Annotated in this window: 15 protein-coding genes; 8 read left to right on the top strand and 7 right to left on the bottom strand. The window is 51.4% G+C overall.

The annotated features are described in order from the left end of the window. Positions 1–8: 8 nt before the first annotated feature. Complete coding sequence (locus Q0816_RS12520; protein ID WP_298850954.1) at positions 9–425, top strand: hypothetical protein; 417 nt, start codon at positions 9–11, stop codon at positions 423–425. 548 nt (positions 426–973) lie between these two features. Here the strand turns inward: Q0816_RS12520 and Q0816_RS12515 are convergent. Beyond that, positions 974–1267, bottom strand: a complete 294-nt coding sequence (locus Q0816_RS12515) for a hypothetical protein (RefSeq protein WP_298850953.1) — start codon at positions 1265–1267, stop codon at positions 974–976. A gap of 54 nt (positions 1268–1321) precedes the next feature. After that, entirely contained in the window at positions 1322–2281 is a 960-nt protein-coding gene (locus tag Q0816_RS12510) for an AAA family ATPase (RefSeq protein WP_298850950.1), read from the bottom strand. A 197-nt stretch (positions 2282–2478) separates the two neighbouring features. Between Q0816_RS12510 and Q0816_RS12505 the strand changes: the two genes are divergently transcribed. Beyond that, complete coding sequence (locus Q0816_RS12505; protein WP_298850948.1) at positions 2479–2766, top strand: S41 family peptidase; 288 nt, start codon at positions 2479–2481, stop codon at positions 2764–2766. Positions 2767–3154: 388 nt separating this feature from the next. Here Q0816_RS12505 and Q0816_RS12500 read toward each other — a convergent pair whose 3' ends face one another. The 3 genes from Q0816_RS12500 to Q0816_RS12490 form a co-directional block, all read right to left on the bottom strand. Beyond that, positions 3155–3694, bottom strand: a complete 540-nt coding sequence (locus Q0816_RS12500) for an outer membrane beta-barrel protein (protein WP_298850946.1) — start codon at positions 3692–3694, stop codon at positions 3155–3157. Between the two features lie 410 nt (positions 3695–4104). Beyond that, a complete protein-coding gene (locus Q0816_RS12495) occupies positions 4105–4674 on the bottom strand; it encodes a hypothetical protein (RefSeq protein ID WP_298850944.1) in 570 nt (189 codons plus the stop codon). Between the two features lie 36 nt (positions 4675–4710). Further along, positions 4711–5436, bottom strand: a complete 726-nt coding sequence (locus Q0816_RS12490; protein ID WP_298850942.1) for a TetR/AcrR family transcriptional regulator — start codon at positions 5434–5436, stop codon at positions 4711–4713. A gap of 196 nt (positions 5437–5632) precedes the next feature. Between Q0816_RS12490 and Q0816_RS12485 the strand changes: the two genes are divergently transcribed. The 5 genes from Q0816_RS12485 (at position 5633) to Q0816_RS12465 (ending at position 9488) form a co-directional block, all read left to right on the top strand. Further along, positions 5633–6286: a hypothetical protein gene (locus Q0816_RS12485; protein ID WP_298850940.1), complete on the top strand. Its 654-nt coding sequence runs from the start codon at positions 5633–5635 to the stop codon at positions 6284–6286. 145 nt (positions 6287–6431) lie between these two features. Continuing rightward, positions 6432–6935, top strand: coding sequence for an outer membrane beta-barrel protein (locus Q0816_RS12480; RefSeq protein WP_298850939.1), 504 nt, complete (start codon positions 6432–6434; stop codon positions 6933–6935). Positions 6936–7322: 387 nt separating this feature from the next. After that, positions 7323–8426, top strand: coding sequence for an alpha/beta hydrolase (locus tag Q0816_RS12475; protein ID WP_298850937.1), 1104 nt, complete (start codon positions 7323–7325; stop codon positions 8424–8426). Positions 8427–8506: 80 nt separating this feature from the next. After that, positions 8507–9019, top strand: coding sequence for a DUF6653 family protein (locus Q0816_RS12470; protein WP_298850934.1), 513 nt, complete (start codon positions 8507–8509; stop codon positions 9017–9019). Positions 9020–9155: 136 nt separating this feature from the next. Beyond that, positions 9156–9488: an NIPSNAP family protein gene (locus tag Q0816_RS12465; RefSeq protein WP_298850933.1), complete on the top strand. Its 333-nt coding sequence runs from the start codon at positions 9156–9158 to the stop codon at positions 9486–9488. 681 nt (positions 9489–10169) lie between these two features. On the opposite strand, the gene Q0816_RS12460 is transcribed toward Q0816_RS12465, so the two are convergent. Then, complete coding sequence (locus Q0816_RS12460) at positions 10170–11702, bottom strand: phospholipase D family protein (RefSeq protein ID WP_298850930.1); 1533 nt, start codon at positions 11700–11702, stop codon at positions 10170–10172. A 401-nt stretch (positions 11703–12103) separates the two neighbouring features. Between Q0816_RS12460 and Q0816_RS12455 the strand changes: the two genes are divergently transcribed. After that, positions 12104–12601 carry a hypothetical protein gene (locus tag Q0816_RS12455; RefSeq protein ID WP_298850928.1) on the top strand — a complete coding sequence of 166 codons (498 nt, stop codon included), beginning with the start codon at positions 12104–12106 and terminating at the stop codon, positions 12599–12601. 11 nt (positions 12602–12612) lie between these two features. Here the strand turns inward: Q0816_RS12455 and Q0816_RS12450 are convergent. Continuing rightward, positions 12613–13333: AsmA-like C-terminal region-containing protein (locus tag Q0816_RS12450; protein ID WP_298850926.1), on the bottom strand; the 721-nt coding region annotated here is incomplete at its 5' end.

Genomic DNA, 13333 nt, shown 5'->3' with positions numbered 1-13333 from the left:
ACTGAAATATGACGTTCGAACTAGTCCTAATGGCGACGGCCATCCACATCTTGATCTGGGAGAAACTCCCTGAATGGGGAACGTGGTTCAACCGCTTCATTGCGGCGCTGCCCCGGCCGCTAAGTTCACTCTATGAACAATGGCATTGCCCGTACTGTGCCGGGTTTTGGATCGCGCTGGTTCTACATGGCTTGACCGGGTTTTGGACGATACCGGCACTTGCAACGCTGCCAGAGCAACTTGGTGTTGCTGCGACACCTATCGGGTGGTTCTTGGATGCCCTTGCCTCAGCGACTTTGATCTACGCAGCAATCATCGGCTTGAAAGCCATTGGCCTACCGGCCATGAAAGCTCACATGATGAAAGAGGACTTCATGAATTCCAAACTTTCGAAAGACGGTGCCTATATAGCCGAAGAGTACTAGTTGAGTTTGCGGGCAGATAGAATGTCCGCAAACGGCCCTAGCTTTAAACTCGTGCCAGTCTGTTAAGGACCGATTTGTTGCGCATCTCGGAACCTGCAAAGCTTGGTAGCGAACGTCCGGTTCGGGCTGGTAGCGGCCTATAGCGCACATTTCAGAAAACGGTGGCACTGACCCTTGCTAGAGCTGCTTTGGGGCGAGTTTGCTCCACTCATCAGCGCTCATGCTTTTCCGCGTTAACCCATCCTCTGAGGCGAATTGAGCTGCTTTGAGTAGGAGAAAGGCCACCGTGATGGCGTCTACCTCGCAGCGTTTCTCGAATTCTTCGGTAGTCTCATTGGGACCTTCTTCCGACATTCCCATTCCCCTCTGTATCTGACGCTTTCGGGCAATTGGCTCACCTTGCATAATACTTCATCGCCCTCAGAAAGCCAGTTCTCGGGCGTGCGAGCGCTTCTTCAGGAGAGGCTCTAATTCTGCAAACAAGCTCGTCTTCCAGCGCGAGTAGTTTGCGATGGTGCAGAAGGACGGGAGACCGGCTCCGGTACTCTTCATTGCTCGTTTTTCTGGGTGTCATTTGGCGACACGTCCTGCTCAATGTCAGACGTTGCTTCAATCTCCCGTACAGCCAACTCGGCGATTTTTCGAACCAGATACCAAACGCTGCTGCGGCGTGTGTGACTCTTAATCCACCCGGTGACATCCTGAGCCGGGATGTCGAGATGTGGGGCTTCATCTTCGAATACTCGGACCTTGAAGTCAGAAATATCCGCAAGCCCGGACATGTTTCCTGCCCGAGCTTCTGCGATTGGGGTACGATTTACATAAACAACAACTCTTAGCATTTTCGTCTTTCCTATTTTGGTGTGTCCGCACGCTTGGGCCTTCGCGGGCCCGCACTAGTTCCATGCGTGGTTTTTGGTTTTCTGATGCAGAAGGCCGCGCACCAGCCGTCTCAAAACCCGCACTGATTTGTGCCGCTGGTATGTGCCCACCAAAGCTTCAACATCGCCCAGATCCAGCCGAAAGAACTCGGGCCTTAACCCAAACTCATCGGCGAATTCACTCACCAGACTTTGAATGATCGCAGGCAGTTGCTCCGGTGTCGGAGGCGAGACTTCATAGATTGTGCAACGGCTGAGAAGAGGGGCGGGTACGCCACTCAAATCATTTGCCGTCAAAATCCAGCTCACATGTGAGGCATCCACATCAGCAGCTAAGTACTTCTCTCGATATCGTCTGGCCTCAGAGGGCTCGAGCAACGCAAGAAGTTCGCCGGTGATATCTCCGTTGCGGCTCGCGTGCGTCTTGTCGATTTCGTCGAGGATGATCATTGGGTTAAGGACGCGTGCCGTTGCGACAGCCTCCGTGACGATCCCCGCATGCGCAGAACTCCATCCGACGGAGAGACCGAACAGATGGTTCTCCAATTTTCCACCGACATTTGCGCTCTGCACGTAAAGGTCGAGAGCTTTACAGGCTGCCATTGCAAAGGCTGTTTTGCCGACGCCGGGCTCGCCAACCAGTAGGGTGGGTTGGATATGAAGAATGTCAGATCCGATGCTCCACCGGTACTCGATATCATGGGCCATCCCCTCGAAGACGAAGTTGCAATGAGGGAACCTTTGGGAAACTGCACGAAGCTCGTTCAACTCATCAAGTGAGGGCAGTCGGGCGAACTGATTGCTCCAGGTTGTGAGTTGCTTAATATGCTCCGGCATTTCGTTTCGGAGGGTGCGCGGCAGGTACTCAAAGTCCACCTTGTCCAGAAGATACCGTGCAGCAGTAGTCTTCTCACCCTCTGCGCGAGAAGCTTCCATGCTCATATCTGCAACATGACGTTCTGAGATGAGGCCCATGACCTCTTTCCAGCGTTTAACCCTGGTGGTTCAGACAGCGTAGCGGTGGCGATTGCAGAGTATTTCCTGCAAACCCCGGTATCCGCATTTAGTAAATGATCGTGGCAACAGGAAGGGTTTTCCGAACCATTTCTGGTCACAGTTCACCCGGCTCAAGGCCCCAATCTCGCGCAACCAATTGTTGTTTTGACAGCGAAATGACCGGAAGTGCAGCTGAGATATTCACTCTGATCATGCGTGAGCGTCCGGAAACCACGATCATGGGGACAAGATCGTCTGGCGGATTGTCCGATGTGCTGGAGTTTACGCTGCCGAACGGTTGGTTGCTTGGACTGTCCTACCAGGAATATATATCCGCTCAAGGTGAGGCGTTTGAGGATATCGGAATCCGACCCGGTATTTTTGTTGAATTTGATGCTGACGGCATAGTCGTAGGCACAGACGCTTTGATTGAGACGGCAGTGCACTTTTTAGGATCGAACTAGCGTGTTTGGTAGTTTGCGATATGGCTACATCGCTCTGTTCGGCGATCACCGCTCTTACGGGAAGGATAATGTTTGAATTCAACCAACCCAGCTATTGAGCATTCCCGTCTTCGACATTTTTGATCCGCTTCGGGTTCTTGCTATTGAGAGCATCGGCGATGCGCGCAAGGCCGGAGTAAATTGCTCCACCTAAGATGCAAGTACTGGCAATGAGTCCGGGAAATAGAATAATCGAACTTGGTTCCACAGCGAAATTCCTTCTGGCCGCGAGTATCGCACTTGCATTGCCGGTGGCCGGCTAGAGGGGATGCCTGCAACGAAACGATCTCCATTGCAGGCGCCCACATCTAAATTGATATCGGTCTCGAAGACCCTAACGGGATCAAGGTTAGAATTGATAAGACACACCGAGAAGGAGCGTGGTTACATCTACATCCACGTTCGCACCCGATGACTCAAAATCAAAGCTGTCCCGGAGAAGTTCAGCGTTAAGAACGAGGTTCTCTGTGGCTTTGTAGCCGACACCAAGGCCGTAAGTCACACCGCTTTCGTTCTTGCCATCAAGATCAATGTTCGAGTAGCCCAGAACACCATAAAACATGGCTGCGCCCACGCCGTAACCCGCTTTGAATTTCAAGCGCGTCGTGTCCATGTCTTTTGAGGGACCAAATGCAGAAAATTCAGCGGCGCTATAACTAAGTTCGCTACCGACAATCCAGTTGTTTGCCAGGCTATAGTTGTAGCCGAGTTGCAACCCATAGACGGCTGAATGGTCACTTAACTTGGCTGAGCCACTTGAAAGGTCACCGTCGGCAGCGCCAAAATGAATGCCCGCGTATACCCCGGCCCAATCGTCATCTGCCGTCGCGATACTGGGCGCGATCATTACAGCTACGACCGATGCGATCATTACTGATGTGTTTCTCATGTCTTCTTCTTTCTTGTCTTGGCACGACGTGTCGTCGTGCGCTTTTGGTGGTCAAAATGGTTGTGAGGGTTGTTGGCGCAAGCGCCCTTAGGATTGGTCAGCTTCAGGCAACACTGATCTGTAACGGCCCGAAATGTTATCGCTGATGAGTGTGTAAGTTTGCGTCGGAAAAATAAGGCAGTTCCGTCCAAAATTTCGAGTAAAGCTGTCAACGCTCATCAGGGTAACTTCCAGGACATGTGTCTCCGTCCTGGCGCCAATTTAGAGACATTCGGTACGGCGCGAAGTGCGTTCGTCATTTCCAACCACACGTTTAGAGATATTGGAGTGGACAAGCGTAGGGCAGATGATCAGACGCACAGATGGTTGTATTGACGTGTTCAGTGCGACCAAAGGCACACCTGCGGAAATCACAAACTTAAGCCTGCTTTTATCAATTCGGCGCATGCTTGCGGGGATGTATTTGCGGTGTTGATAGACAGATCATAAGTCATACCTTCATGGACGCGCTCGAATTGCCATCTGGATAACCCGATCTTTCGGTCTCCGCGATTTCGTTCCCTTTCCTCAAGGGTTTCCAGCGGTGCAAAAATTCCAACCATGTAAAAATCATATGGCTCCAGTAAGGTCCGATATTCAGACACTGCGCTCGCTGACCCAGACTCCGTGTTTCCAAATAACACTTCGTCCACGATCAGGTTGTTCCCGACACTTGCCATCGCGGCAACTGACCGGCGCATTCCGGATAGTGCACGCTTAGCAACGGGCCCGGTTTTGGCAAAGGTTGTCACCCTCCCTGCATCGACACTCTCTTCAAAGCTCAACCCGTCTGGCTGGCCCTCAAGCCGACTTGGCAGCATCGCTAGGAATGCATCCATTTCAACATGCAAAAACGCTTGCGTGGATATGTTCTGAAGTGCTTTTGCAATGGAGCCTTTACCAACGCTCCCAACGCCATTCAGAAGAATTACTGTTGCCATGGGTCTGGTGCCTGTCTGGTCAATTTATGAGCTGCATCAATTGGACGAAGGAGGCAGTGGAGGCTGAGTTGCCATTGTAACGTCTACCGCTTCCGGCCAACCGAAATTCGTTGTCCCGTCAGGTAGGCCTAAAACTCTATCGAGTGTGAGAAACTGCATGTCGATTGCCGCCTGCAATTTCTCTGCGGCATGATCGGCTGTTTCAGTTCCCCGTGCCTCAATCGCGCGCAACAGCGCGAGATCAATAAAGGTGCTTAGGAACAAAATGAGTTCTGCGGCAGTATCAACATCCGCAACGGTAAACGTGCCCTCATCACAGCCTTTCTGAATGATCCTGACCAGTACAGGCATGGCACCGGTTCTGACCCTGCGCTTGAACTGTTCAAGCAGAACCATGTTTTTGTCCTGATTCATGACCCGGAAAAATTCAACCTGACCAGGGTAGTCATGTTCACGTAGGTAGTTGGCTCGCAGGTGGATAAAGCTGTGTAGCAGGTCGAGCGCAGAGGAGGTCCCATCAGAGGCAACAACAGCCATCTGCGAAAAGACACCTTCTGCCATTCCGTCCAATACGCCGAACAACAACTCGTCTTTAGATTTGAAGTGATGGTAAAACCCGCCCTTTGAGACGCTCGCCATATCCAGCACATCTTGTATGGTCGTATCCTCGAAACCTTTGGAAAAGAACAACATCTGCGCGCATCCCAGCAGCTGAGCACGCCGTTCTTCGGGTGGCATGTTCTTTCGCTTCGTAGATTTCATACAATTCCCTCTTGCAAACCGACCGGCGGTCTGCAAATACAGACCCATGGTCGGTTTGTACCCCGACTCACCTGGCAGAGCAATGTAATTCACCTGCCAACCCGAATTTAACGATGCGTTTACGCAGCCTAATTCCGCAAGCGGTGGTGCTTTGCGGACCCGGTTGAGTTGTGCTCACGATGCAGGATCGAATGTCATGAATGCTCTTGTCTTTGGAATTACTTCACCATCCGAGTTGCGTCGAATGTCTCGCCTGGCGGGTATTCGCGAATTGCTCGGGATTCTGATCACAAATTGCCTGAAGCGGAAGCCCCCAAAGCAACTCGAAATTCAATCAGGATATGGAATGGCTATGAAAAAATCCGATAAATCAATAGGGCAGAAGAACCCAGTTTCTTTTGAGGCAGGTCGAGTTCGAAGGTTTGCAATGCAACGCATTGACAGCTCTGGTCAGTTTGTACGTTCAGGGTTCGTCGCGCTCATCTTTGGTGCCGCTCTGAGCGGATGTGCCGCCAACATGGCAGCGACAGGCAGAGATGGTCCTGATTTAAGCGTCGTTAGCCAGGAGGCCACCCGGTTCAATGTTGAACGCCAGTTAGGCTCACCCGACGAATTGCGGCAACAAGCCAATGGAGACTGGGTGGCCATCTATGATGTTGAGCCCAGGACAAAACCAAACCTTGTCCGTGCGGCAGGCCACGGAACACTGGATCTTTTTACCTTTGGGCTTTGGGAAGTAGTTGGTGGCCCGCTGGAGGTAGCACATGCGCGCCGGGTGCTGGTGACTGCCCGATATGACCAATCAGGGAAACTGCTTCAAATGACTAGCAAGCCAAAACCCATCCTGTAATCACGACTTTGGATCACCGCTGGACGGAAACCGGAAAGCGTTAATTCCAATACCCCCACTAACGGAATATCACTCCCGCTGGCGCATCATGCATGCCCAGCGACCAGATGGTCTTTCCGTACAATCAAGAGAACGGACCTTTTAAATGAAAACTATCACGATGATCACACTGGCAGCCATGATGCCGAATTTGTCCTGGGCAAATGAAAGCTGGACCGGTTTCAATGCGGGCTTGCAGCTATCCACAATCGATGTCTCCGAGGGCAACAACAAAAACGGAAATGCAACCCTGGGTCTCCATGCCGGTTACCTTCACGATTTTGACGGTTACGTAATTGGTGGTGAACTTACTTATGACGCGGGCGCTGAAGTTGAGTCCGGAGGGAAAGCTGAGAAAGTCGATACTGTACGCCTGAAGTTCAAAGGTGGGCATGTAATTGGCCGGACATACCTTTATGGCGTGATTGGTTACGCAAACATTGATGGCGGATCCAAGAGCGAAGACGGCTATTCTGCTGGTATTGGCGTGACCTATCGCGCGACGGACAGGGTTCTGGTTGGTCTTGAATACCTACGAGACACGTACGACACGTCTGGTGATGATATCACGGCTGACTCTGTCGCGCTTCGGGTGTCCTACAAGTTCTAGCTGTAGCCATTCGAGATTTCGAAAATGGCGGGGGACTTCAAACGGTTCCCCATTTTTCTACCACCTTCAAATTTCGACGAGGCGCCAGGTGACTAAAGTATCGACTTTAATGAATGAGCGGCTACACCTAAGACCACTTAAAGTAAAAGCTTGGCTCGGCTATCTTTCTTTTGTGGTCTCGAAACGCCCGGCGTTCATGGGCGGTCCTGTTTCCCCGCGTTTGCCCAAACATGGCAAGCTGGCATTCCTATCTAATCACATGTGTCGCGATATTGGTCTCCCAGAATATGGCTAGCGCGAGCCCAATCTCTATCTGAGATATTGAGTTCAGGTCGCAACCGAATTCGAGACGCCACCACAATGCATTAATCCAATGGACAGCGAACAATGTACTCATTCAAGTTTCAACGCCGTCTCTTACTGTTGACATTCTGTGCCGCCAATTTTGCCGGGTGGTCATTTGCCCAGGATCGTCAAGAAATTACCGTGACGCGCAGCGGCGAAGTTGTTGCAGCTATAGAGTGTTTCGGAAGCTTCGTTTCACAGGAAATAGTTGTTCTTGGCGGGATTGAGCAAACGATACTTATTCGCACTTGTGATTTGTCCCAACCGGTCCTGCTATTTTTGCACGGGGGTCCGGGTGGTGCCGTGATGCCCTGGGTCGATCTGTTCCACACGCCCTTGTTGGAAGAGAACTTTGTCGTTGTCCATTGGGATCAACGTGGAGCCGGAAGTTCATTCAACGACGAACTCACGATAGAGGACATCACGCCATCCAAGTTGGTGGCGGATACGCTTCAACTCACCAACCTCCTACGCGACCGCTTCAGGCAAGAGAAAATATTTCTGAGCGGTCATTCGTGGGGCAGCGCGCTGGGTTTCATGACTATCGCAGAGGATAGTTCTCCCTATCACGCGTTCATCCCAACGTCTGAGCGTGTCGCGTGGGTGCGCAGTATGAACATGGGTTTTGAGTGGGTATTGGATCAGGCGAAAGTTCGTGGTGATGTTGAAACTCAGCGGAAGCTCAAGGCAATTGAGCCATTCGATTCATTGGACGAGGCAGATCTCACTGTTCAGCGTGAAGTTTTGGCAGAATACGGTGCAGGAGACTTTAACACCGAAGGGCTATGGGATCGCTATCTCTCTTATGTGCTAGAAGGGCAGAGCCCCTACTACACGGACGCACAGGTTAATAACTATCCCCGCGGCCTTGAGCTATCGAGCACAGCAATTGAACAGCCTGAGATTGTTGGTGTATACGACCTCTTCACCTCGCACCCAGTCCTGGATCTACCGGTCCACTTCATAACCGGAGCAGAAGACCAGAACACGCCAGCCGATCTGGCACAGGAATATTACGAACACCTGAAGGCTCCAGCGAAGAGTTTTACCCGTATCGACGGCGCTGCCCATATGGTGATGTACGACCAACCCAATGCCTGGGCTGAAGCCCTGGTTCAAATAAGAAACCAGACGCCTACCAACTGACGAGCGGCCCAGCGTCGTCATACACTTCAATCAATCCTACCCCTCCTATTTTCGGAGAGGTGGATCCAGGAGTTGCAAAGATGGACATAGCTCGATTTTCAGAACGCCTTATGGGCATGAAGGACGAGGTTTGGCTGCGACATGCAAACCCTTGGTCCGTTTGGACCCGTGTGTTGACACCCCTGCCTCTTCTGGCGTTTGCAATCTGGAGCAGAGCATGGATTGATTATTGGGCGTGGCTTGCGGTCGGCATCGTTCTTGTCTGGATATGGATCAACCCACGCGCTTTTTCGCGGCCGGAGTCTTTCGACAGTTGGTCCGCACAGGGTGTTCTTGGCGAGCGTGTCTGGCTGCGGCACCGCGACAAAGTTGCGGAACATCATAAGCGCGTCGCAAATACGGTCGCCATTGCCAGCGGCGTTGGTCTATTGCCATTTGCATATGGTCTGTGGGCATTCGACTTAGGTTTCACGTGCCTCGGCATAGTAGTGATCTCGGGCGGCAAGATTTGGTTTGTGGACCGTATGGCCTGGGTTTGGAGCGACTTCCTGCGCGACGGTGGAACTTTAGATGATCTGACGGTTGGCAGTTGATCTGTGGCGCCACATTTCCATCAGTCGGAGTGTTCCATGCTTCTTGCATCAAACAAGGATACGTTAGGTGGCACGGCAAGGATTAGTCTCAACAGGCTTCACCCAAGAGAATACTCTAAGCAAACAGGTTACACGCATGATTATCGAAGTTCGCCGCTACACACTAAAACCCGGACGTCGCGAGGAGTTTATCGAGTTCTTTGAACAAGAGAACCGTGTTGCATTGCGCGACGCTGGGATGCTGGTCTTTGGCCCTTTGCGGGATCTGGACAATCCAGACAAAGTCCACTGGATGCGGGCATTCTCGTCGCTCGAGGAACGAGACAGGATCAAAGATAGTTTCTACAAAGGACCCGTATGGAACAAGCATATCGAGCCCTTGGTAATGCCCTTGATCGCCCACTTCGAGGCGGATGTAACCGAAACAACAAACGGGTTTGAGAGTTTCGGCGGTGGCGTATCCCTCTGAATTCCGGGATCCACAAGCCGAAGGGCTGACAGAAGATAACAAGACCCGCTCCGCAACACCGATTGTTGTCATTGGCCAGTGCGCTGTAATTGGCAATAACAAGAAGCGGGTCTTGATCGGTTGGCAAATTAACGACGCCAGAACATCCCCAACTAATCACAAGCAACTTGTCGACCGACGAGTGGGCGGAAACAATCGGGTTGCCGTGCCAGTGACTTTGCTATTGCGGCAAGTCGATGGTCGAGGCCTTGTCGTTCACACAACGGTCGGGATCGGGTACAAGGAGCCGCCAAAAAAATTACAGCAATGATGATAGAGGCGGCTCATCGCACACAGGGATTGAGAAAAAGCCCGGAACCTTTTGTGCTTTGGACACAGTTGGCCGACTACGCAATCAATTACTAAATTAACGCATACACGTCTCGGGGATCGTGTTTGCCTAAGATTCTGTCTGATCTACACCAAAACATCGTGGAAGTGTTCAACGAGAACGGTACGCAAATTATGACACCGTCTTACATGGCCGACCCGCCAAGTCCCAAGATTCCCACTGAGGAATGGGACGGAAAACTGGCGCAAGCAGCGAGTAGGTGAAATCCATAGTAGCCACGTGTTGTTCCACGATAACAAGAAAATCTTGGTATCGATTTCGATTGGTTTGATCCGATTGATCCACCGGCACTATAATTGCGAGCCAATCGGCAATATACTCAGAAACCCTGAAACGATGTGATCCCAGGTCGAGCCAGTCGGTTCGGTGTCATACTCTTTGATAGTGCCATCCGCATTTCGCGTTCTCCACTTGAGTTGGCCTGCATCCTCCAGCGTCACACTGTAGGTATATGCGGGTAGCGCCTGATCCAGTGCACTCATGGTGTGCGTGGTTAATGTCGGAGAGTCGACGAGAATGCCCATTTCGGTGTTAATGATTACTGACCGTGGATCCCAGTTGAACGATCCGACGAACAGGTAACGGTCATCGATTGCGAACGCTTTGGAATGCAAACCAGAGCGTGAGTGGGCCCAGTTTATGCCGCGGCGTTGAACTTGATAGGCGTCAGGACGTAGCTCGTAGAGTTCAACGCCCCCGCGAAGTAATGCTCTGCGCTTCTTTGCGTAATGCGCATAGACCGGCGCAACGTCATTTGAGGCAAGGGAATTGGTGACAACTTTGATATCGACCCCGCGGTTTTCCAGCGCTGTCATCCACTTGACTCCATTATTACGCGGCACAAAATATGCAGAGACGATATTCACTTCGCTTTTGGCATTCTCAAAATATGGCAACAATTGAGAAGCGAGAATGGGATCTGGATTTTCTTTGCCTGCGGCTTTTGAAGGTGGATCTGCGTACAATCGTGCCGAAACCCAATCAAGTGTCAAAGCGCCATCGGAGAAATTTTCTTTGGCGGACTTTCTAAGTGCCTCTCCATATTGCGTTTTTTTTGCCTCCTCAACGAGTTCAGTAAGCCGTTGTCGTGCTTCGGTTAAGCTAAAGTCTTCTGGTTCACCAACGACCGCACGTGCTGGCACAGCAAACTCACTGTTCCAATACGCGTCAAAGCTTTGGGAAACTTCACTCACCACTGGTCCGGCGGCAAGAACATCCAGGTCCGCATAGTTCATTTCCTCTCTCGCAAGGAAATACTCGGCTCCGATGTTGCGCCCTCCCACAATTGTAAACACATTGTCCGCAGTCATGGACTTGTTATGCATTCTGCGGTTGATGCGTTTGAAATCAGTCAAACCTGCAAAAAGCAGCCTCTGGTCTCTCCAGAACGGATTAAAAAGGCGGATTTCAATGTTTTCATGATGGTCCAACGCAGCTGTCATCGCGTCATAACTGGATGTATCCATGTCATCCAGAAGAAGCCGGATACGTACGCCCCGATCTGCGGCTTGCAGTAGACTTGCTGCGAAAAGGTGACCGGTAGGGTCGTTGTGCAAGAGATAGTACTGTGCATCAATCGTTTGTTCGGCTTCTGCCGCCAACACAAGCCTTGAGACAAGCGCTTGCTCGCCGTCGCTGATCAATTTGACCCCTGACCGTCCATCCTTGGGGTTCCCGAGCCTGCTCGCCGCTCGACCAAGGGTACTGTTCAATTGCGGTTGTTGTGCATGAGTTACAGATTTTTCGTAAGTACGGACCTTGGGTGCACAAGCCGCGAGCGCCAGCGCAAAACAAACATGAACGATGGCTATCCAAGGTTTCATTAGTATTCTCCCAACAACATCCCTTCAGTGACTATGCATATGGACGAGACTTCAAGGATGATCTGATAGGTTGGGAAAAATTTCGACAAGCAATGTTCTCGTGACGTTTGAACTCAAATCATCTGAAGCGGGCAGAAGAAAAACTCTCTAAAAAATTCGCAATCCTGCGATGAAGCTGGGAAACAAAATCGCCGGCATTTAAGTTTGATGAACGGGTGCACCGCAAAAACCGAAGTCACTGATGCTCGTCGAGACGCGGAAAAGAACGCTTCATTCCAGCAACATGGGTGCTAAGTTACTCTGTAAAGTTAAATTTTTCCCCGTACAATTGAAATTGTTTTACTATTCTTCAGTGATTGCCAGGCCGAGTTTTGAAACCTCGGTTTAGATTGAGGTGTCGGATGAACAAATGGTTGCTGACCGCAATAGTGCTTTTCGCGGGTGCCGCTCTTGCTGCTGGTATGGAGCGGTGGGGTGAGTCCGGCGACTGGACAATTTTAATCGATCCTGAGAAAGGAAATGGCTGTCTCGCTTGGAAGCTATTCGAAGGCGACATGACAGTTGAGATTGGCGTCGCACCCAATCAGGCTGGCGGCTTCTTCGCCGCTTACAATCCGACCTGGGTTCAGATTGAGGACGGGTCGACCGGCATCGTGAACTTCGATTTTGGTGACGCAAAGTTTGAAGGCGAAGCCGTAGGTGTTTTTAAGAATGGCGTCCCCGGGGGGTATGCCTTTTTCGACAACCCTGCGTTTGTAACCGAATTCGGGAAACGCCAAAGCGTCACGATAAGTGGTGAAAGTGGAACCGAAGTAGAACTCGATCTGAGTGGATCCTCTAAAGCCATCGAGGCCGTTTTGGCATGTCAGTCGGCACAGCCGGAACCACTCAAGAACTAGGTCGTGACCGACTATTGCAGTTGATTGATGTCTGGCACGCACGGTTGCCTGTCTGCTGGCATCGCATCAGCGCCTTCCGGAGCCTTGTTTCTGGATCCACCCACATCCAACTTGAACTTCGGTGACGAAAGTTGGCCAACCACATCAAACGGCCACGCGCTACGGGATAACGGTTTGCCAACTCGACGAGGTTCTGCCCTGATCGCAATAGTATCTTTGACCCAATCCACTTGGCCCTTGGCCACCAATTGAACAGAACCCGTTTCAACCACGATAGAATCTGAGCTTACCCGGCCGACATCGATGTTAATTGGTGCCACAACGCATGTTATGTCCGTGTAACCTTGACGGAGTTCCTCTGAAAACAGCCAAGGGAAAATACCAAGCCCTGCCAACTCCAGAAGGCTAGTGCTGACATAGCCTTGTGACATCGACAAAGAAGCATTGCCGCGCATGGAATTCACAAACGCTTTGCCAGACGCGGTACTGCCCGAAACGTTAAACTCACCACTCAAACGTCCATATGCATCTATCCCGATACCCAGTTCATCGAGAATCTCTCCGAATTCCCATCCTGAGGTTGACCCCGACAAGGAGAGCCAATCAGGTGAATCAATCAAATCCATCACTGCCCGTAGGCTGAAGTTTCCACCGCCTGACCTGCCCCCCGAAACTTCCCTCGCTCTGATGTAGAGTTTGCTCAACTTTTCGAAGGAGCAAACGAATGCGAAA

It is taken from the genome of uncultured Ruegeria sp. (genome assembly GCF_947497005.1).
Classification (GTDB): Bacteria; Pseudomonadota; Alphaproteobacteria; order Rhodobacterales; family Rhodobacteraceae; genus Ruegeria.
This window is presented reverse-complemented; position numbering and strand designations above follow the sequence as displayed.